A 19,964-nucleotide genomic window follows, 5' to 3' on the forward strand; every position below is an offset into this window, starting at 1 on the left:
ATACACTATTGGCATGAAAGACGAGCAAGCGATTCTTGTGGTGGAGGATGAAGGCGATATCCAAGAGCTCATCTGCTACCATCTTGAAAAAGAGGGCTATGCCACAATAAAGGCAAATAGCGGAACCGAGGCACTGCATGCGATAGAAAAGCATATGCCAGCTCTGGTCCTCCTCGATCTGATGCTTCCCGGTTTGAGTGGGATCGAGGTTCTGAAGACCATTCGTTATTCATGGTCCATGGGCGAACTACCGGTTATCATCGTCTCGGCAAGGACCGATGAGGTGGACATCATTACAGGCTTGGAATTGGGAGCAGACAACTACCTACCCAAACCATTCAGTCCAAAGGTACTGGTCGCGAACGTAAAGGCATTGCTCCGTCGTGCTGCGAAACAACCATCCGAAGAACCGGCTACTGCTGCAAAAATTTTAACAGTTGGCGAACTGACCATGGATATCGACCGGCATGAAGCGACTTGGGCAGGAAAAATCCTGAACCTCACAGCGAGTGAATTCAGCCTGCTTCAGCTCTTGGCCACCTCTCCCGGGAGAGTCTATACCCGCAATCAGATTATCACCCATATGCGGGGATCCGACTACCCTGTTACAGAACGCTCCATCGATGTCCAGGTAGCCAGCCTGAGAAGAAAAATGGAATCCGGTAGTACTTCAATAAAAACCGTCTGGGGTATCGGGTACTCCTTCCAGGAACAACCATGATTGGAAAAACCATACGCCAACGTCTTATCGTACTGACCCTCACAGTTCTCGTTCTGGCGCTCCTAGGTAGCCTTATGATTGCCTTGGGAGCCTTCAACACCACCCTGCGTGAAAACACGTATGCACAGCTTTCTGATAATGCCGATTATCTGAAGACCATACTCCTTGGGCAAGATACCATTATCGGCGAACGACAGCAGACCGGCGTGGTCAATCAATTGAAGTCGCCCTTAGATACCTTTTCGAAGAATACGGAGTACCGGGTCACACTCATAGGACCGACTGGTCTGGTAATCTATGATTCCGATTACCCTTTGGAAACACTGGACAACCACCTTTGGCGCCAGGAGGTCCAAAAGGCCCTTACGGATGGCATGGGTATCAGTGAGCGTCGAAGCGATACCCAGGGGTTACCGGTTCTCTACCATGCCGTACGTATAGATGAAGTACCAGAAGTAGCGATCCTACGAGTCTCCACTACCTTGAATCAACTACTTGGTTACCAACAGACCTACCTGAACCTGTTCTACAGTGGTCTGGCCGTACTCGTATTATTGGTAGGTTCAATCACCGCGATCAGCATTGCCATGATCACCCGCCCCCTACATACCATCAAGAATACAGCACTAAGTTATGCAAAAGGGGATCTTGATGCTACCATGTTGATAGAAAGTCCAAAGGAATTGGCAGACCTAGCAAAAACCATGCGCACCATGGCAATCCAACTGAAACAGACCCTCACCGAAGTACACGAAGGAAGATCCCAACTGGAGACACTCCTCGAGAGTATGACTGAAGGTATCTTACTTATCGATAGGAATATGGTAATCCGGATAGCGAATACCGCTGCAAGAGCGTTGTTGTTCAATACCGAAAAAGCGATCGAAGGGGTGGTTCTGAATCATACAATCAGATCGACCGAGATTGTGGAAGCCATTTCGCAAGTTCTACAAAATGGCGAACAACGTGATATCACCATTGCCCACTATGGGCACCTATTTGGAGAGACCGCCCGACTGGCAGGTCGCAGTGCGACAAAAACGCTCAAGATCTCACTCGTGCCGGTCTACCAAGAAAAGACTATCGGTGCAGTGGTCATGACTATTAACGATATGACTGAATTACACCATCTTGAACAAGTCAGGAAAGATTTCGTCGCCAATGTATCGCATGAACTGAAAACTCCCATAACCGCCATCGCAGGCTTCTCCAACCTCTTGCTCGATGGGATCCAAAATGATGAAGATGAACACGCTCACTTCATCCAAATCATCAATAGACAAGCCTTGAATATGCAACGGATAGTTGAGGACCTGCTCCTTCTCTCGTCACTAGAGCAACAGAATGCGAAACCAACGTGTACATGGACAACCGCAGAGCAAATAATGACCGAGACTGTGGAGACCTGTCGTTATAAAGCTGAACAGAAAAGGACAGAAATCGTTACCCAAATCGAGAATCCAAAGAACTTAGAGATATGGGCAAATGGCATGTTGATCGTACAAGCCCTAGCAAACTTAGTGATGAATGCGATCACCTATAGCAATGATGGAAGTACCGTTCGCCTCAATATGGAAGTCCAAGACCAGGCAGTTACCATACGGGTAACAGATTCCGGGGTAGGAATTCCTAAAGAGTCACAACAAAGGATCTTCGAACGTTTTTACCGTGTCGATGCCGCCCGAAGCAGGAGCCAGGGAGGCACCGGACTAGGGCTATCCATCGTAAAACATATCGTGGGAGTCCATGGAGGAACTGTCGCCGTTGATAGCGAACTCGGAAAAGGGAGTACCTTCACCATCAGCCTACCGCGCAGTTCTGTCGAACTGGAGATGCTACAGTCGCGTAGCGATGCCCTCTACCAGCGCGACACTCCATAGACTCGCTAACATAGCTTAAGCTTGTTTCTTAGGTCCCATCGGAGACCCTTCTGTATCTTTAGGTCCATTGAGCTTGGGTCTTTCACCTTTATCCATATAGACAATCCATCGGCAGATCGTGGTGACATGATCACCAAGCCGTTCCATTTCCTTGGTGAGATAGAATAAGTTCAATAACCGTTCCATTTCTCCTTTGGATGCTGGTTGTGTCGAAAACAGATCTGCATTGATCGAATCACGCATGGCATCCATACGATCATCCATAGCAGCCACTTCTATTGCCATCTCTGCCTTGACATCTAAAAACGCCTCAACCGCACGACGCGTCATGGTAGCTCCAAGCAATGCCATCTCGCTTATCCTTTCGACAAAAGGAGTACAGGTATCATATTCCTTCGCTGTAGCCATCTTGGCAAGGTGAGCGGCATGATCACCCATTCTCTCCAAACTGGAGACGATCTTCATTCCTGCAATGATATGTCGCATGTAATGGCCGTAAGGAGCCTCGGAAATAAGCATCCTCACTCCATCGTTCTCTACCATCTCCTGCAACTGGTCAATAAACCAATCATTTGCGACGACTTTCCTCGCCAATTCCACATCATGGTTCTGGAAGGCATACTGAGCTTGATAGATAGCCTCTTCAACACGATTGACCATCTGGATCAACATCTCTTGGTAAAAACGCATCTTGTCATCCAATGTATGCGCTTGTTTCATTTCCATATCTCTCTCCTTCTCCATATTCCATACGGTATGGGTGTTACAGTACCATCAACCGAATTTTCCGGAGATATACTCTTCTGTCTTCCTATGGCGCGGGTTGAGGAACAACTGTTCGGTCTCTGCATACTCTTGCAGATATCCGGTCCTCTGCCCATCGACCATGAAAAAAGCTGTATAGTCCGATACACGTGAAGCTTGTCCCATATTATGCGTTACGATTACGATCGAGTAATGCTCTTTCAGTTCTAAGATAAGCTCCTCAATCCTTCCGGTGGCGATCGGGTCAAGTGCCGATGCCGGTTCATCCATCAAAATAACCTCGGGAGAGACCGCTAAAGCTCTGGCAATACAAAGTCGTTGTTGCTGCCCACCACTCAGACGAAGTGCATTTTGCTTTAGCTTATCCTTCACCTCATCCCACAAAGCAGCCTGTCTGAGACTCTGTTCTACCAACTGGTCGTAGTTCCCCCGATACCCGTTTATCCTGGCTCCCCATGCAATATTCTCATAGATACTTTTGGGAAATGGATTCGGCTTCTGGAAAACCATACCAATTTGTCTTCTCACCAGTACAGGATCCACCTGGTCTCCATAAAGATCCTCTCCATCGAACATGATTGAGCCCTCTATACGTGCTCCAGGAATCATATCATTCATCCTGTTTATGCTCCTCAGAACGGTACTCTTGCCACACCCCGAGGGCCCAATGAATGCGGTTACATGCTTTTCATATATTTCAAGAGAAGCATCCTTAACGGCATGGAAATCTCCATAATGGATATTCACGTCCGACAGTTCCAAGACTATCTTCTTGGGTTGGGCTGAATTTTTCTCTGCCGTCATAGGGTCGATTGTCGCTAGTGTTGATGCTTTCATGCTTCCAACCTCTTTTTCTTTGCTATTTTATCGCGAGTCCAAATCGCTGCACTATTCATGATCAACAGAAGGATGAGCAAGGCAACAATAGCTGCAGCAGCGATATTTCGATATGCCCCTTGTGGTCGGGCTGACCATTGGTATATCTGGATAGGTAGTGTGGTAAATTTGCTGAATATACCACTAGGATCTACACTGATGAATGTAGAGGCACCTATGACCACTAGTGGTGCCGTTTCTCCGAGTGCCCTGGAAAGGGCAAGGATCGTTCCGGTAAGAATCCTATCGATACTCACCGGCAGTACCTGGTACCAGATGGTCTGCCATTTGGTGGCACCTACCCCATAGGCACTCATCCGAAGTGAATCGGGGACCGCCTTGAGTGCCTCCTGGGTATTTATGATGATGATCGGCAGGACAAGGAGTCCTAATGTGAGACCGCCACTGAGGATGGTTCTTCCATTGGCAGTATTGTCCACAATCGTAGTGAAAAGCGAACCACTGGTAAGCGGTTCCATTGCCCTCACAAAGACAGCTAAACCGAGCAATCCGTAGATGATCGAAGGAACCGCCGACAGATTGAAAATATTCAATTGCAATATTCTATTCAGCCTATTGTCCTTAGCATACTCCTGAAGATAGATCGCCGCTCCGACCCCAATTGGAAAAGAGAAGAGCAGAGTTATAAAAATAATCCAAAGGGAGCCTAGAAGTGCTGTGCGGATCCCAGCCTGTAGGGGATCGGCCGATTGGTCGGCCACTAGAAATGCAGGGGTGAGCCAATTGCGGAAGATGATCTGTGAATTCTCATTCGCTGCGGCGAATGCCTCTATCTCCTTCTGTTGTGTCAATGATTCCCACATTCCCCAAGTCCTAAGGACTTTTGGCTTGAGAATATATTGCTCTATCAATCCGACCAAATCCCTATCTGAGCGCTCTTCGAGAGGTTTCTCATAGACTACCCTACGTAAAATGCCGCTTGAGAGATGTGTCTGGGCAACTTGGATTAGCTCTTCCCTACTGAAATCGGCCACTTGGTTTTTTGTTTCAACCAGCGTCGAGGGCTCCACTTCATTTCGGATTACCGTATAACCGAATACCGAATCGATAATTGATGAGAGAAGAAGTACGAGAAACAGAACCGCCAACACCGTGGCGAAGATGAAGACTGCCTGCCAGGTCGTGCCCCTTCTTTTTCTTGAAGCCATGAAGGATTTCACTTGATCGGGCTCTCCGAATGCAGAGAAGTTTTTCATATTATTCATACTCCTGATGAAATTTGTTGGAAATCTTGCGTGATATGAGATTGAGTGTGAAGGTGATAATGAACAACACCAGACCAAGAGCAAATATGCTGTTATAGTCCACTGAGTTGTAACTCACATCTCCTCCGCTTATACGGACAATGTAACCGGTTATCGTTTCAGCAGCTTCGAAAGGATTTGCCGTGAGTTTGGGTCCTGCTCCTGCAGCAAGGGCTACGACCATTGTCTCTCCGATAGCTCTCGACAATGCGAGTAGGAATGTAGCGGAAAGACCGCTGAGGGCTGCTGGAAGGACAACCTTTATGGTGGTTTCCAACTTCGTACCACCAAGTGCGTGAGCAGCCAGACGAAGCTCTTTTGGTACTGCACCAATGGCATCTTCAGCCATCGTGGCGATCATCGGTAGCACGAGAATCCCAATTACTAAGCCAGCGCTTGCAGTATTGTAGATTTCAACCACATCGTCTCCGAATATCGAACGGAGTAATGGTGTCATGAAAGTGAGAGCAAAATAGCCGTAGACGATCGTGGGTATACCTGCCAAAACTTCGAGTACCGGTTTGAGAGTTGCCCGCACCCTGTCACTGGCATATTCACTCAGATAGATCGCTACACTGAGTCCGATCGGAATACCTACAGACATGGCTATGATACTGGTAGTAAGGGTAGCATTGAGCAGAGGAAGGAAGCCGAAATACCCAATCATGGGTTGCCACTTCTTACCAGTGAGGAATCCCCACAGGTCTACTTCCGGATCACTGAAGAATAGATAGGATTCCCTAATGAGAATAATTGCTATTCCCAGAGTAATCACTATCGACACCAAAGCAAACAGGAAAAGTACTGTTTGGGGTATCATGGATGTGATTGTCGGTTTTCTTGAAATCTTTGCCATAATCTTTATCGTTACCTACATAATCGTTGACAGGTGAGGCTTTATCCCCCACCCGTCGGTTCGCAATCCAATGGTATTTGGATCTAAAGATCCATAGCCTCTAGCCAAGCTGCACGTCCTTTTTCCAAGGCGGCTTCATTGGCGGGGAAGTATCCTACACCAATCACCTCTTCATCCACATAACTGAGGTAGAAGTCTATGAATGCCGCGACTTGTGGTTTTTCCCGCATTATAGTCGCATCAGAGTAGATAAACAGCGGTCTTGCCAAAGGATAGGTTCCATTGTCCACATTCTCCGCACTGGCCTGGACACCTTCGATATCGACGATATTCAGAGCATCTTCATTCTCCGCATAGTATGCGTAACCGAAGAATCCAATTGCATACGGGCTACCCTTGATTCCCTGCACGAGAATATTGTCGTCCTCGCTGAGCTGGAGATTCGATGCATTCAACAAAGGTTCGACCTGTTTGTCAAAGACCTCTTCAGAGAAGTAGTCGAATGTTCCGCTATCGGTTCCTGGGATGAATCTCAATATTGGTTGGTTTGGCCAAGAGGGATTTACATCGGACCAGAGCTCAGCACTACTGAAGATTCGTGCCAATTCATCCATGGTTACATTCTTGAGGAAGGTATTCTCCTTGCTTACGGTAACAGCCAAGGCATCGGTTCCCACACGAAATTCGATAGGTTCCCTTCCGATCTCGCGGGCATTCTCGATCTCCGCTGCCTTAATACCCCGACTGGCGTTGGCGATATCTGTTTCACCAGCAACAGTGAATCGTTCGAATCCGGCTCCACTTCCGATACTGTCGATCGTTATAGTTCCACTATATCCCTCTTCCTTAAATCTCTCTGCCATCCTCTCGCTCAAGGGGAATACCGTCGAACTTCCGGCGGTTATGATATTGCCTGTAACTTTCAGCGGATTAACTCCGGGCAGCCCCTTCACTGAAGGACCCTCTATCCATGCGATTGCACCCTCACTTGTTTGTGCGGGAGCAGACTCCTGCTTTCCCCCTGCAGCCAAGGGACTGAGTACCATGATTGTCAACAATAAAACGATGATCTTTCTCATCTTCTCCTCCTATGGAGTGGTTTTGACCTGAATCTAGTGGGAAAATGTGAGAAAAGTGTTACAAGGAGATGAGAAGTCTATTATTTTCGTCGACACCTTACTTTTGAGGGGTCTTTGTGCTACTATAGCGCTGTTCTTCGAACAAACAGGAGGATCCGATGGTATACACAAAGCTGCAGGATTTGAACGGATTGGACCACGAGACCATGAAGAAGCAATTTTTCAAAGGCTTGAAATCATTGGGAAAACGGAATCGGGTCTTGCTCTTACCACCCGATATCACCCGTTTACATGGCATGGGTGGAACATTGGCAGTTTGGGCTGTTGAATACTTTAGCGATGCGGTAAAAGCGATTCTTCCTGCGGTAGGGACCCACGTACCGATGACCGAAGAAGAGATGGATATTATGTATCCAGGTGTAGACCACGAACTCTTCGTAGCTCATGATTGGAGGAATGATATTGTTACCTTAGGAACCGTGCCTGCTTCATTCATAGAAGAGGTTTCCGAAGGCCGCCTCTCATACTCCTGGAAAGCACAAGTGAATAAACTTCTGGTCTCGGGAGGATTCGATCTTATCCTATCGCTTGGCCAGGTCGTTCCCCATGAAGTGATCGGAATGGCAAACCACACCAAGAATATCTATGTCGGTACCGGAGGGGTGGAAGGCATTAATAAGAGCCACTATCTCGGTGCAGTCTATGGCATGGAACGTATCATGGGAAGGGCCGATAGCCCGGTTAGGGCTGTTCTTGACTATGCCCATACCCAATTTGCTCAAGATTTGCCCATCGTATTCGCACTCACTGTTGTAGGTCGAGATGACAAAGGTAACATGACACCCAAGGGATTGTTCATGGGAGATGACCGAGCGTGTTTCGACCAAGCCTGTGAGCTCTCCTTGAAGGCAAATTTCACGATGGTAGACCACACCATGAAGAAGGTGGTTGTCTATTTGGATCCTGGTGAATATCGGTCCACCTGGTTGGGCAACAAGAGCGTCTATCGTACCCGGATGGCTATTGCCGATGGTGGTGAACTTATTGTTCTTGCACCAGGTGTGCATACCTTCGGTGAAGATAAAGAGATCGACCGACTTATCAGAAAGTATGGCTATCGGGGTACAGACATGGTCCTCAATGCGGTAGCCCATAATGACGACTTAAAAGAAAATCTCAGTGCTGCAGCCCACCTGATTCATGGTTCCTCAGATGGACGTTTCAGTATTCGCTACTGCACGAAAGATCTCTCCCAAGATGAAGTTGAATCGGTCGGATACCTCTTTGGAGACTTACAGCATATGCAAGAACGGTATATGGCTGAAGGTATAAAAGATGGCTGGAATACGACAGAAGACGGAGAGGAATACTATTTTGTCTCGAACCCTGCGGTTGGATTGTGGGCTCATGCCGATCGATTCAATTCGTAGGAATACATACTCATTCTATACAACAGGAAACCATAAGGAGACCTACACATGGGAAAGCAAGCTGACATCGGACTGATCGGACTGGCGGTAATGGGCCAGAATCTGGTTCTCAACATGAACGACCACGGATATACAGTAGCGGTATTCAATCGAACGGTATCGAAGGTGGACGAATTCCTCGCAGACGCTGCCAAAGGCCGTGATACGATTATTGGGACCCGCAGCATGGAGGAACTGGTTGAGAGCCTTGCAAAACCACGCAAAGTAATGCTGATGGTCAAGGCGGGAGCTGTAGTCGATGCCTTCATTGATCAGCTTGTACCCCTCTTGGATAAGGGAGATGTCATCATCGATGGTGGAAACTCCCACTTCCCCGATACGAATCGCAGGACCCGAGAGCTCAAGGAGAAAGGTATTCTTTATATCGGTACCGGAGTCAGTGGTGGTGAAGAAGGCGCAAGGCGCGGTCCATCGGTCATGCCAGGGGGAAATAAGGATGCATGGCCTCTGGTAAAGAATATTCTTCAGGATATTTCGGCAAAAGTGGAAGATGGCAGTCCTTGCTGTGACTGGGTCGGCGAAGATGGTGCAGGCCACTATGTGAAGATGGTGCACAATGGTATCGAATATGGTGATATGCAGATGATCTGTGAAGCCTACGATCTTATGCACCAAGGTCTCGGTCTTTCCCACGACGAATTACACGATATCTTCGCAGAGTGGAATGAAGGTGAATTGGACAGTTATCTTATCGAGATTACCCGCGATATCATGAAAACCAAGGATGAAGACGGACAGCCTTTGGTTACCAAGATCCTTGACAAGGCTGGCCAGAAGGGAACCGGCAAATGGACAGGTATCAGCTCACTCGAACTTGGTGTTCCTGTAACGCTGATCGTCGAAGCTGTATATGCTCGATGTGTCTCTGCATTGAAGAGCGAACGGGTAAAGGCTTCAAAAATCATCGGCGGTCCCGATAAGAAGATCGATGGAGAAAAGAAAGCAATCGTTGAGGATATCCGCAAAGCCCTGCTCGCTTCCAAGATCGTCAGCTATGCCCAGGGCTATATGCTCATGAGGGAAGCAGCGAAGGAGAACGGTTGGGACTTGAACTATGGTGGAATCGCCCTCATGTGGCGCGGTGGATGCATCATCAGAAGTGTGTTTCTCGGTAAGATCAAGGAAGCCTTTGACAACAACCCGCAGCTGGAAAACTTATTGATCGACCCCTATTTCGTCAAGGTTATGGAAGATTGCCAGGATGCTTGGAGAAGAACGATTGCCAAAGCTGTCACTGCCGGTATTCCTATGCCTGCCATGACTAGTGCCATCTCATTCTTCGACAGTTACAGAAGTGAGCGCCTACCTGCGAATCTCTTGCAAGCCCAACGCGATTACTTCGGAGCTCACACCTACGAGCGTGTAGACAAGAGTGAAGGCGAATTCTACCACACCAATTGGACTGGGACCGGTGGAAATGTCTCATCCTCCACCTATCAGGTATGATCCGGTAAAGATTTCGACTACAACACAATGGTATGAAAGGGAGGCTCCGGCCTCCCTTTCTATGTGCTTCCAAACGTATTTTCACCACCTCGCAAGTCTGTAATTATCTTTTTATATTACATGTATTTACAAAAGATTAAAAAAACCTTGCCCCATCATATTGACAAGGGGGTGGAAAAACCCTACAAGTATCGCGTGATTGCAGTAGTCCCCCGGCTCAAATACGAGTACGGGCAACACGGCTACAAGGAGGAAAGGGAAACAGATTGAAAGGTTTTGACGTCACGGTTAGGGACGTTTCTAGGGCATATGGCGACTTCAAAGCCCTCGACAACGTAAGTATCGATATCAAGAAAGGAGAATTCTTCTCCCTTCTCGGACCTTCCGGATGCGGAAAAACCACCCTTCTTCGCATTATCGCCGGATTCGACTCACCAGATGTAGGCACTGTCCTCCTCGATGGAAAGGACATCCTTCCATTGCCTCCAGAAAAACGACAGGTGAATACAGTCTTCCAAAGCTATGCTCTTTTTCCCCATCTCTCTGTCTATGAGAATGTTGCATTTCCCCTTCGCCTTAAAAAGGTTGAAGAATCGAAACTCGATGCTAAAGTACGCGAATACCTACACCTCGTGCAATTGGATGGACATAGGGATAAAAAGCCTAATATGCTCAGTGGAGGCCAAAAGCAACGCGTAGCCATTGCAAGGGCTTTAATTAACGAACCTAGTGTTCTGCTTCTCGATGAGCCACTTTCCGCATTGGATGCCAAGCTTCGCCAGAATCTTCTGGTTGAGTTGGACCATCTGCATGACCAGATCGGCATAACCTTCATTTATGTTACCCATGACCAGAGTGAAGCCCTATCGGTGAGTGACAGGATTGCAGTCATGAATCAGGGGAAAGTACTACAGATAGGATCTCCATATGAAATTTATGAGAGTCCGGCAACCGATTTCGTTGCCCGCTTTATCGGAGAGACCAATCTTTTCCCCGCTACGGTTAAGGCTTGCACCCCCTACGATGACTACTTCATGACCACATTGGAAATACCTGCTCTGGATACCGAGATCAAAGTAACCGACTATGACAATCTACCGGTCGGTCAACGAGTCTCCTTCACCGTACGTCCTGAGAAGATCAAGATAACTGGAGATGCTCCTCAGCGACTCGGAAAGGATATCAATCGTTTCAGAGGCATTGTGGAAGAACCAGTCTATAGCGGATTCCAATCCAAGTACTATGTACGGTTGGATAACGGAACGGTAGTAAAAGTCATACAGCAGCACGCCAATTACATGGATGAAGGTCCTTCCATATCCTGGAAAGACCAGGTCCATGTCTCTTGGAGTGCAGAGGACGGCTATATTGTAGAGGTGGTGGACTCATGAACATCCATTCCCAGGAAAAAAGAAGCCGCCGGTCCGGTATCACCTATTCGGCTCCCATGGGATTGTGGTTGACCCTCTTCTTCCTAGTACCCCTTGCGATCATCATCCTCTTTAGTTTCCTTAAGAAAGGCCTCTATGGAGGTGTAGAGTGGGAGTTCACCCTGTCAGCATATCGCCAGATGTTCAATCCCAATTTCCTCAGAGTTTTCTTGCGGACCTTATGGGTTGCATCTTTATCGACACTCATCACCATTATTCTTGCCCTCCCCTGTGGTTATGCCATGGCTCGGAGTCGCCATCAGGTATTGTGGTTGGGTTTGGTAATTATACCATTCTGGACCAATTCACTTATCCGTATCTACGCATGGATCGCTATACTCTCGAGTGAAGGATTCATCAATGAGGCCTTGCGGGCGCTGGGATTCATCCAAGAAAGTTTGCCACTGATCTACAATCAAGGAGCGGTAATCACCGTTCTCATCTATATGTATATTCCCTTTGCTATCCTTCCATTGTTCACCACAATAGATAAATTCGATTTCCAATTATTGGAGGCAGCACGAGATCTTGGGGCATCCAAGCCAGAATCCATTTTCAAAGTACTTATCCCTAATATCCGTAGTGGAGTGATCACCGCTGTGATATTCACCTTCATTCCGATATTCGGAGCTTATACGGTACCTCTATTAGTTGGAGGAAAAGATTCTTACATGATAGGCAATATCATTGTTGATCAGGTAACTAAAACGCGCAACTGGCCATTGGCCTCTGCATTTAGCCTAATCATCACACTGGTGAGTACTGTTGGTGTGATCTGGATGCTGGTATCTTCGGCAAAGGAACGATCGAGCAATACATCGACAAGAAAAGTAGTCGATACCCGTGGAGGTCTCGCATGAGAACCAACAAAAGGGAACTCGAACCATCCCCTCTCGTTAGCCCGCCCAATGTCGCTCTAGGGCCTTATAAACCACCAAAGCATCATGTATTCAGAGACCATAAGGGGTTGGGTTTCTCAAATATCATGCTCGTGTTGGTGATCGTTTTCCTCTTTCTGCCCCTTTTCGTGGTGGTTCTATACTCGTTTAATAGCACGCGAGGTATGCGGTGGACAGGATTTTCATTGCAATGGTATGGACAATTGCTGTTCAGTTCGGATGAGCTGTGGCGAGCTTTCGGAAACAGTTTCATCATCGCCATTACAAGCTCACTGGTCGCTACGCTGCTTGGATCATTGGCTGCAATCGGGGTCAAATGGTACAAATTCAAATCACGCACCTATGTACAGATACTGAGTTTTCTCCCCATGGTCTTACCTGAAGTCATAATTGGTGTCTCCATGCTCATATTCTTTACTGCAGTGAAGATTCCTCTGGGTATGTTCTCAATTTTCGTAGCCCATACAACCTTCAACCTCCCCTTCGTGTTCCTGTTGGTATCGGCCCGATTGGATGAATTCGATTTCTCTGTCATTGAGGCTGCTCGGGATCTTGGAGCTACCGAGCGACAAACCCTTCTGAAGGTAATCATACCTTCAATCATGCCAGGAATCATGTCCGGCATGCTTATGGCTATAACCATGAGTCTTGAAGATTTCGTCATTACATTCTTCGTATCAGGACCGGGTTCTACCACGCTCCCTCTCTATGTCTACTCGATGATCCGCTATGGGGTTTCTCCGGTGATCAATGCGCTCTCCTTGGTTCTGATTCTTGGCATCATGTTGTTAGCATTGGGCTTCCGGCGTTTCCTCAAGACGATAGCGGCATCGAGTTGAAGGATATCGGTACACAGAAAACGACCCGGGGGATGGCCAGTATGGTTGGCCTGGGCGTAATAATTTTCTCCAAGGAGGAGGAAATCATGTTCAATAGAAGAAAAAAAATGGTGGCATGGAGACTCGTATCCAGTGCCTTACTGTTCGCTTTGATCATCCTGGTTTTGACGGGCTGTTCAAAAAATGGATCTGAGAGTGCTCGATCCGACGATAAGACGCTCTATCTGTATAACTGGACCTACTACACACCGGAATCGGTGATCGAGAAATTCGAACAGGAATTCGACGTTAAGGTAGTGCTCGATTATTTTGCATCAAATGAAGACATGTTCGCCAAACTCAAGGCCGGTGGAAGTGGATATGATATCGTATTCCCCTCCCAAGACTATACATCCATCATGATGCATGAAGATATGCTGCTGCCGATAGACAAGGACAAAATTCCCAATCTCAAGTATATCAGCCCCTTGGTTTTGGAGAAAGCAACCTATGATCCCGACATGTCGTGGTCAGTACCCTATTTCATGGGAGCTTCCGGAATAGCTGTCAATACAACCAAAATCTCAGACTATACCCGAGACTGGAGTATTTTCGCTGACGAGCGACTGGCAGGTAGGATGAGCATGCTCGATGATATGCGTGAAGTAATGGGTGATGCGTTGGCCCACTTGGGCTATTCAGTCAACTCAACCGATGACAATGAACTTGAAGCAGCTCAGAAATTAATTAACGAGGAGTGGAAGCCGAATCTGGTCAAATTCGATGCCGAGGGCTTCGCTAAAAGTTTTGCCAATAGCGAATTCTGGGTGGTACATGGCTATGCGGAGGCGGTATTCGAGGAACTTGATGAAGCTCGTTGGAGTGAGGTCGATTTCTTTCTTCCCCCCGAAGGCGGACCGATGTATCTCGACTCCATGGTTATTCCCAAAGGTGCAAAACACATAGATTTAGCACATGAATTCATCAACTTCATCCATCGTCCCGAAATCTACGCAGAGTTTCTCGACAGATTCCACTTCCCGGCTTCAGTTCACACGAAAGCGGGAGAACTCATGACTGTGGAGCCTTTCTACCAAGGTGAGGATCTTGCGAACTATGAATTGAAAAACGATGTAGGAGCGGATCTTGAGAAATACAACCAACTATGGCAGGAGATCCGATACCTCGACTGATTGTACGAATATAAGTCTTTACGAAGGGGATTCCATCCGGAAATCCCCTATTTTTTTTAAACGCTTATCTATCCAGACTGGAGAAAGCCCCCGATGCAAGAAGAGTCATACGGTCGACTATTCTTTGCATAATCTCGTCCTCAATAAAACTCAAACCCTCTGCATCCAATCCTGCTGCCCAGTTGATGGAGTAGACCAATCCAGCGAAGTCGATGCCTGCTTCATTGGCAAGTGTTGTCTCGGTTGCCGCTGTCATACCCACATAGTCTCCACCCCATCTCCTGAACATGGCAATTTCGGCAGGTGTTTCCAAACGCGGTCCGTTTGTACATATATAGGTCCCTTTCAGGCAAATGGGAATTTCCAATCGTGCTGCCTCTTTCGCTATGGCAGCGCGAAGGCGTTTGCTATAGGGAGTGAGCATAGGGATATGTTGTACTCCGGCATCCCCACCAGTGAAGAAAGTCGATTGGCGCTGTCCTCCTGTAAAGTCGATGAATTGGTCTATGAGGCCAAGGTTTCCCGGCAAGACCATACTCGTGATAGAACCCACAGCATAGATACCGATTGCTTGAGAAACTCCGAGCTGTTTCAAAGCAGCAATAATCGCACGATAATTGACCAAATGAGGAGGTACGCGGTGACCTTCACCATGTCGCAGGGCGAAATAGAGGGTATCATCACCGTGTTGTTTCTCAAATACCACAGTTTCCCCATACGGTGTAACGACTGTTGAACGCTGAGCGTCCTTGCCTGCCATAGCTTGGCAACCAGTTCCTCCGATTATTGCCGATTTCATGAATTTTCTGCTCCTTGATTGCGATAGGATGAGTCAAATTCCCTTGCGATTTCATGAGGTTTTAGTAATCCCTTTGGCGTTATAATTCCATCGACCAAGGGTGGATCGATGATATCGAAGGCAGGATATCGACCTTTCATGCTATCGAGTGTTGTCGGCACCCCCCTAATATCCAGTATCTCCTTGCCTTCGCGCTCTTCCATGATGATGTCTTTACTACTCTTCTTAGATGGATCGGGAGACATGGCGAATGCATAATAGGGAATATCGTAATGGTTTGCTGAGATTGCATTGGCCAGCGTACCGACTTTATTCACTACGGTTCCATCCATCGTCACCAGATCGGCTGCTGTCATATAGAGCTGGATTGCACCATCGCGCATATAGTGCGCTCCCATACCATCGGTAATCACATAGGCATCAATTCCCATTTCATGAAGAGATGGCGCAGTCAGTCTTGCCCCTTGGAGATACGGGCGTGTCTCGGGCACGAATACGGTGAAAGATTTCCCCTGTTCCTTCGCTTTTGCCAAACTGACCAAAAATGAATGTTCTGCAAAGCAGGTGGTGAGGATTCCATCGGAATCTGAAATACACCGGCTACCGAGATCACCCATGATGTCATAGTCGGCATCAAAGGCTGCTTCCTGGGAATCAATAATGGAGTCCACGAAACCGACGAGATCGTTCGCATGTACATCCTGAACACCAGAACAGACATACCAACGAGCTATGTGTGAGACTACGTGCTGCAACGTACGAGCCATCGTGGTATTGGTCGGCCGAGCAGAAGAAAGTTTCTGCGCTGCATCCAAAAACGTACGCGCATGATCGGGCATCTCTCCTGCATGGATTTTCCTTGCGATAAAGCGCATGGTGGTAAGACCTACCTGAAGCGGCCCTCCTCCTTGGGTAACCATATCCTTGATTGCCTGGAAAACTGCATCCACCGAATCACACGGGACGAATTGCATTTCCCAGGGATAGGAACGCCGATCTCCAATAAGCAATTGCCTACCCTCAATTTTTGCGATAGTACGTTTTTTCAAGAGAGGAGGAAGATACGCATCCAAATCCATGCCCATACCCCGTCATCAGCTAAGGATTATCAATCCCAAAATCCTTTGTGGTCTTCGACGATCCTTTTTTCCAATTCGGCATCCTCTACAGGGCCGACTACCACGATGTCTTTCTGTCCTCGCTCCAGTACCTCTCTACAAGGGAGACTGAAAGTCGGATTCTCAGGATTATCGGCAGTCATCTCCAAGAGACGATGTTCTGTAAGCCCATAGACTAACCTACCGACATTTGCCCAGTAGAGAGCACCGCTACACATTGCACATGGCTCTATACTTGTATAGAGCGTACATCCAGAGAGGAAGTCACGATCATAGGCTTGTGAGGCTTTCATCAATAACATGGTCTCGGCATGGGCACAATCGTTATGGGTAGAGACCACTTCGTTCGGTTGTTCCATGAGAATAGTGCCATCCCCATCGGCCAACAATGCTCCAAAAGGATGGTTTCCTACCTTGCGGGATTCCGTTGCGATCCGAGCGGTCTCATATAACAATCCGATGTCTTTCTCAGTAGCTTCTTCGGTAATGACAGCCATATGATTCTCCTGTTGTCGTGGTTTTTAGTCAGTAACAACCATACCATAAGGCAAGAGATTAAAAAAGCAGTCGTCCCAAATTATCTACAAGGAAAGCGATGCATCGCAACCATATCTTTGAACAATACAACCGTATTATTTTTCCTTGTCTTTATACCTAGTGGAACAGTCTGGAACTTCTTGGTATACTTAGGATAATAACAATGTTTTTATGGGAAGGATACATATATGCGATTCAATGAAAAAATTAATTTGCTGATGAAAATGGCAAATACCACCAATTCAAAACTTGCCGATGCACTAGGTATAGACCCTTCATTGGTCAGCCGATGGAGGACTGGGGCTCGGGAACCTAGTGAAGACTCCCGCTATATCCAACTGATCGGTATGTATTTTGCTTCCCAGGCAAGACAGGATTTTCAAAGAGTGGCGTTACTGGAGCTAACTGGCCATAGGATGGAGGATAAGAATGTCAGCGAGTCTGTTATTGCGACCTATCTTACCCGATGGCTTTCCAATGAAGCGAAGATCAGCACAGAGGCCATCCAAGTCTTGCTCGATAGTATTGGATCTTCTGGAAGTGCAACACACCAGGCAGTAGAGGTACCTATCCCAGTCGAGCCGACCGGCTTGCCAACCGATACCCAAACCTTCCTTGGTAATGAAGGCTTGCGCTCTGCAACCATGAAACTCTTGCTGAAAGCGATACAGTCCCCTCTCAAGAATCCGAAACTGCTACTCTATAGTGATGAGAGCATGCAGTGGATCATAGAGAATCCTGAATTCGCAAAACAGTGGTTCTACCTTATGACGAAAGGAATACGCAGGGGGATGACTATCGAAGTGATCCACACCCTATCCCGGGATAGTAATGAACTGGCCATGGCTGTACAAAGATGGCTCCCCTTCTATATGACCGGAGCAATTGTAAGCTATTACTACCCGGAAAAGCGTGACGACATGTTCAACCATACCTCATTCGTACTAGAGGGGGAAGCAACAGTCTTTTCCACCAGTGTGAGGGGACAAAATCAGGATTCAATCCAATATATCTACTCTACCGACCAGATGGTCATAGATGGCGCGAGCCACGCTTTTGAGACACAACTCGGCCTATGTAAACCTTTGGTCAGAACTTATACTGGACAAAATACTCGAAAGTTCATTGATGAGCAGATACACCTTTTCTCAACCACTACAGGTAATGGAGTCGGAATGCAGAGTCTCCTGCTTAGCGGAATGCCCAAGAAGCTATTGGAAACAATGCTTAAACGTGAGGGTATAGACGAAGAACAACGAAATGAAATCATCGTACAGCAGGAGAAGCGACTTGAGTTGATGCATACGCATCTGAAACGGAAAAAATTTCAGATGGTAATCAGTCTGCCAAGGATAACCGATGTACTGAAAGCCAAAGTGCCGGCTTTGATACCTGAACTGATCACCCAACAGCCATTCACCTACCTCCCCATGGAATACCACACCCATATTATGGCCATCATCAAATTATTGGAGACTCATGAGAATCTGGAAATCTGTATTCTACCCAACAAGCACATGCTGCATACGGTCCAATTGTTCGCTATGTCAAATGCAGGTCTCATGGTATTGAAACATAGGGATCCAAAATTCGTATTCATATCGGAACAGCATGATCTTATCGGTGCTATAATCAGTTTCATGAACCAGGAAGCCTCTCGAATTCCAAAACGGGAACGTAACAGGGAATTCGTTATCGATAAACTTCGTCAATTCGCTCAGAGAATCGAAGAGGGTTCCAAGAAACGCATGCTACCCTAGTGATCTCTAACATCCTAATCTTTGCTTTTCTTTAGTCTATCGAACAGATGGACGGCGTTCGTGTCGGCTCAGATATCACGATATCCGGCATTTTGACAGGTAATATTCATTTACATGAATATTTATTTCATAGTATACTCGACCCATGGCAAAACAGGAAAGAAATCGGGGTCCCGAGTCTGGATGTCTCTATACTATCAAATCCTTGTACTCTAGTTTGAGTGCAAAGGAGCGTTCGATCGCCGACCATATTCTTGCCAATCCAGCAGAAGCTGTCCACCCCAGCATAGACCAACTTGCCGATATGATCGGAATTTCCGAATCTACTCTCGTACGCTTTGTCCGAAAATTAGGCTACAATGGATACCAACGCTTCCGTATTGCCTTGGCTACCGAGACTGTCCAACCTTCATCGAGAGTCTATGAAACAAACATCGATCCCAGTGGAGATGATATCGACCTGGTATTCACCAATGCCATGAACACGCTCTCACTTACCAAGCAGCTGATAAACCATACGATGGTAGAGAGAGCTGCAGAAATGATGTTCCATGGTAGGCGTATCCTGATATTTGGAATCGGTGGTTCGAATATCATAGCACTCGATGCCTTCCATAAGTTTATAAGACTTGGTTTGGACTGCGTCATAGCGGATGACTACCATATGCAGTTGATGCTTGCCAGCCAAACGAAGAGCGATTGTGTCGCTCTCGTCTTTTCCCATACAGGAACAAATATGGACACGTTGGCAATCGCAGAAGAATTGAAACGGAATGATTGCACCATGGTTGTAGTGACCAATGGAGGACGCTCGACATTGGCGAGAATGGCAGACGTCATCCTTCCGGTAGCTGTAGCAAGCACGAGTTATATTTCCGAAGCTTTCACGAGCCGGATAGCACAACTGCTGGTAGTGGATCTGCTATACGTGGCTTTGGCTAAGCTCCTGGGAGATGAATCGGTGGAGCACATAGAGGCAATGCGCAATACGATAGCTAAACGGAAGACTTGAGTCCTCCCAAGGCTGTAATG

18 protein-coding genes are annotated in these 19,964 nt (G+C 47.2%); 10 read left to right on the forward strand and 8 right to left on the reverse strand.

What is annotated here, in order from left to right; translation table 11 throughout:
- The first annotated feature begins 13 nt into the window (after nt 1-13).
- Together ACODJP_RS00795 and ACODJP_RS00800 are read left to right on the forward strand one after the other, a co-directional pair.
- A complete protein-coding gene (locus ACODJP_RS00795) occupies nt 14-721 on the forward strand; it encodes a response regulator transcription factor (RefSeq protein ID WP_422477468.1) in 708 nt (235 codons plus the stop codon).
- Nucleotides 718-2,601 (forward strand): ATP-binding protein, encoded by a 1,884-nt coding sequence (locus ACODJP_RS00800; protein WP_422477470.1) that lies wholly within the window; start codon nt 718-720, stop codon nt 2,599-2,601. Before ACODJP_RS00795 ends, ACODJP_RS00800 begins: the two co-directional genes overlap by 4 nt.
- A gap of 15 nt (nt 2,602-2,616) precedes the next feature.
- Here ACODJP_RS00800 and phoU read toward each other — a convergent pair whose 3' ends face one another.
- The 5 genes from phoU to ACODJP_RS00825 all read right to left on the reverse strand — a co-directional run bounded on the left by phoU (nt 2,617) and on the right by ACODJP_RS00825 (nt 7,442).
- Nucleotides 2,617-3,327 carry a phosphate signaling complex protein PhoU gene (phoU, locus tag ACODJP_RS00805; RefSeq protein ID WP_422477472.1) on the reverse strand — a complete coding sequence of 237 codons (711 nt, stop codon included), beginning with the start codon at nt 3,325-3,327 and terminating at the stop codon, nt 2,617-2,619.
- A 48-nt stretch (nt 3,328-3,375) separates the two neighbouring features.
- The gene (gene pstB, locus ACODJP_RS00810) at nt 3,376-4,170 is read right to left on the reverse strand and encodes a phosphate ABC transporter ATP-binding protein PstB (protein WP_422478825.1); all 795 of its coding nucleotides are present in this window, start codon (nt 4,168-4,170) and stop codon (nt 3,376-3,378) included.
- 29 nt (nt 4,171-4,199) lie between these two features.
- On the reverse strand, nt 4,200-5,459 hold the full coding sequence (gene pstA / locus ACODJP_RS00815) for a phosphate ABC transporter permease PstA (protein ID WP_422477474.1): 1,260 nt from the start codon (nt 5,457-5,459) through the stop codon (nt 4,200-4,202).
- Between the two features lies 1 nt (nt 5,460).
- Nucleotides 5,461-6,363, reverse strand: coding sequence for a phosphate ABC transporter permease subunit PstC (gene pstC / locus ACODJP_RS00820; RefSeq protein ID WP_422477476.1), 903 nt, complete (start codon nt 6,361-6,363; stop codon nt 5,461-5,463).
- 83 nt (nt 6,364-6,446) lie between these two features.
- Nucleotides 6,447-7,442: a PstS family phosphate ABC transporter substrate-binding protein gene (locus ACODJP_RS00825; protein WP_422477478.1), complete on the reverse strand. Its 996-nt coding sequence runs from the start codon at nt 7,440-7,442 to the stop codon at nt 6,447-6,449.
- A gap of 158 nt (nt 7,443-7,600) precedes the next feature.
- Between ACODJP_RS00825 and ACODJP_RS00830 the strand changes: the two genes are divergently transcribed.
- From ACODJP_RS00830 to ACODJP_RS00855, 6 genes are all read left to right on the forward strand, one after another.
- Nucleotides 7,601-8,872 (forward strand): lactate racemase domain-containing protein, encoded by a 1,272-nt coding sequence (locus ACODJP_RS00830; protein WP_422477480.1) that lies wholly within the window; start codon nt 7,601-7,603, stop codon nt 8,870-8,872.
- Nucleotides 8,873-8,920: 48 nt separating this feature from the next.
- Nucleotides 8,921-10,378 carry a decarboxylating NADP(+)-dependent phosphogluconate dehydrogenase gene (gene gnd, locus ACODJP_RS00835; RefSeq protein WP_422477482.1) on the forward strand — a complete coding sequence of 486 codons (1,458 nt, stop codon included), beginning with the start codon at nt 8,921-8,923 and terminating at the stop codon, nt 10,376-10,378.
- 266 nt (nt 10,379-10,644) lie between these two features.
- Complete coding sequence (locus ACODJP_RS00840) at nt 10,645-11,769, forward strand: ABC transporter ATP-binding protein (RefSeq protein WP_422477484.1); 1,125 nt, start codon at nt 10,645-10,647, stop codon at nt 11,767-11,769.
- Nucleotides 11,766-12,668: an ABC transporter permease gene (locus ACODJP_RS00845; protein WP_422477486.1), complete on the forward strand. Its 903-nt coding sequence runs from the start codon at nt 11,766-11,768 to the stop codon at nt 12,666-12,668. Before ACODJP_RS00840 ends, ACODJP_RS00845 begins: the two co-directional genes overlap by 4 nt.
- A gap of 125 nt (nt 12,669-12,793) precedes the next feature.
- Nucleotides 12,794-13,546, forward strand: coding sequence for an ABC transporter permease (locus ACODJP_RS00850; protein ID WP_422478827.1), 753 nt, complete (start codon nt 12,794-12,796; stop codon nt 13,544-13,546).
- A gap of 86 nt (nt 13,547-13,632) precedes the next feature.
- Complete coding sequence (locus ACODJP_RS00855; protein ID WP_422477488.1) at nt 13,633-14,718, forward strand: extracellular solute-binding protein; 1,086 nt, start codon at nt 13,633-13,635, stop codon at nt 14,716-14,718.
- A 64-nt stretch (nt 14,719-14,782) separates the two neighbouring features.
- On the opposite strand, the gene ACODJP_RS00860 is transcribed toward ACODJP_RS00855, so the two are convergent.
- Genes ACODJP_RS00860 through ACODJP_RS00870 form a run of 3 tightly spaced genes read right to left on the reverse strand, consistent with a single transcriptional unit; the run spans nt 14,783 to nt 17,132 of the window.
- Complete coding sequence (locus ACODJP_RS00860) at nt 14,783-15,517, reverse strand: MTAP family purine nucleoside phosphorylase (RefSeq protein ID WP_422477490.1); 735 nt, start codon at nt 15,515-15,517, stop codon at nt 14,783-14,785.
- Nucleotides 15,514-16,596 carry a translation initiation factor 2 gene (locus tag ACODJP_RS00865; RefSeq protein ID WP_422477492.1) on the reverse strand — a complete coding sequence of 361 codons (1,083 nt, stop codon included), beginning with the start codon at nt 16,594-16,596 and terminating at the stop codon, nt 15,514-15,516. The genes ACODJP_RS00860 and ACODJP_RS00865 overlap by 4 nt, the downstream gene beginning before the upstream one ends.
- A 29-nt stretch (nt 16,597-16,625) precedes the next feature.
- Nucleotides 16,626-17,132 carry a nucleoside deaminase gene (locus ACODJP_RS00870; protein WP_422477494.1) on the reverse strand — a complete coding sequence of 169 codons (507 nt, stop codon included), beginning with the start codon at nt 17,130-17,132 and terminating at the stop codon, nt 16,626-16,628.
- Nucleotides 17,133-17,360: 228 nt separating this feature from the next.
- Between ACODJP_RS00870 and ACODJP_RS00875 the strand changes: the two genes are divergently transcribed.
- Together ACODJP_RS00875 and ACODJP_RS00880 are read left to right on the forward strand one after the other, a co-directional pair.
- Nucleotides 17,361-18,932, forward strand: coding sequence for a helix-turn-helix domain-containing protein (locus tag ACODJP_RS00875; RefSeq protein WP_422477496.1), 1,572 nt, complete (start codon nt 17,361-17,363; stop codon nt 18,930-18,932).
- Between the two features lie 145 nt (nt 18,933-19,077).
- Nucleotides 19,078-19,944, forward strand: a complete 867-nt coding sequence (locus ACODJP_RS00880; RefSeq protein WP_422477498.1) for a MurR/RpiR family transcriptional regulator — start codon at nt 19,078-19,080, stop codon at nt 19,942-19,944.
- Nucleotides 19,945-19,964 lie beyond the last annotated feature (20 nt).

Origin of the sequence: Pleomorphochaeta sp. DL1XJH-081, assembly GCF_049310885.1 — a bacterium.
Taxonomy (GTDB): Bacteria; Spirochaetota; Spirochaetia; order Sphaerochaetales; family Sphaerochaetaceae; genus CAYZJV01.

Coding starts and splice junctions, on each gene's coding strand:
- ACODJP_RS00880 (WP_422477498.1), top strand. CDS start 19,078: ATGGCAAAACAGGAAAGAAATCGGGGTCCCGAGTCTGGATGTCTCTAT.
- ACODJP_RS00865 (WP_422477492.1), bottom strand. CDS start 16,596: ATGGATTTGGATGCGTATCTTCCTCCTCTCTTGAAAAAACGTACTATC.
- phoU (WP_422477472.1), bottom strand. CDS start 3,327: ATGGAAATGAAACAAGCGCATACATTGGATGACAAGATGCGTTTTTAC.
- ACODJP_RS00855 (WP_422477488.1), top strand. CDS start 13,633: ATGTTCAATAGAAGAAAAAAAATGGTGGCATGGAGACTCGTATCCAGT.
- pstB (WP_422478825.1), bottom strand. CDS start 4,170: ATGACGGCAGAGAAAAATTCAGCCCAACCCAAGAAGATAGTCTTGGAA.
- ACODJP_RS00875 (WP_422477496.1), top strand. CDS start 17,361: ATGCGATTCAATGAAAAAATTAATTTGCTGATGAAAATGGCAAATACC.
- pstA (WP_422477474.1), bottom strand. CDS start 5,459: ATGAAAAACTTCTCTGCATTCGGAGAGCCCGATCAAGTGAAATCCTTC.
- ACODJP_RS00800 (WP_422477470.1), top strand. CDS start 718: ATGATTGGAAAAACCATACGCCAACGTCTTATCGTACTGACCCTCACA.
- ACODJP_RS00860 (WP_422477490.1), bottom strand. CDS start 15,517: ATGAAATCGGCAATAATCGGAGGAACTGGTTGCCAAGCTATGGCAGGC.
- ACODJP_RS00830 (WP_422477480.1), top strand. CDS start 7,601: ATGGTATACACAAAGCTGCAGGATTTGAACGGATTGGACCACGAGACC.
- gnd (WP_422477482.1), top strand. CDS start 8,921: ATGGGAAAGCAAGCTGACATCGGACTGATCGGACTGGCGGTAATGGGC.
- ACODJP_RS00850 (WP_422478827.1), top strand. CDS start 12,794: ATGCTCGTGTTGGTGATCGTTTTCCTCTTTCTGCCCCTTTTCGTGGTG.
- pstC (WP_422477476.1), bottom strand. CDS start 6,363: ATGGCAAAGATTTCAAGAAAACCGACAATCACATCCATGATACCCCAA.
- ACODJP_RS00795 (WP_422477468.1), top strand. CDS start 14: ATGAAAGACGAGCAAGCGATTCTTGTGGTGGAGGATGAAGGCGATATC.
- ACODJP_RS00825 (WP_422477478.1), bottom strand. CDS start 7,442: ATGAGAAAGATCATCGTTTTATTGTTGACAATCATGGTACTCAGTCCC.
- ACODJP_RS00845 (WP_422477486.1), top strand. CDS start 11,766: ATGAACATCCATTCCCAGGAAAAAAGAAGCCGCCGGTCCGGTATCACC.
- ACODJP_RS00870 (WP_422477494.1), bottom strand. CDS start 17,132: ATGGCTGTCATTACCGAAGAAGCTACTGAGAAAGACATCGGATTGTTA.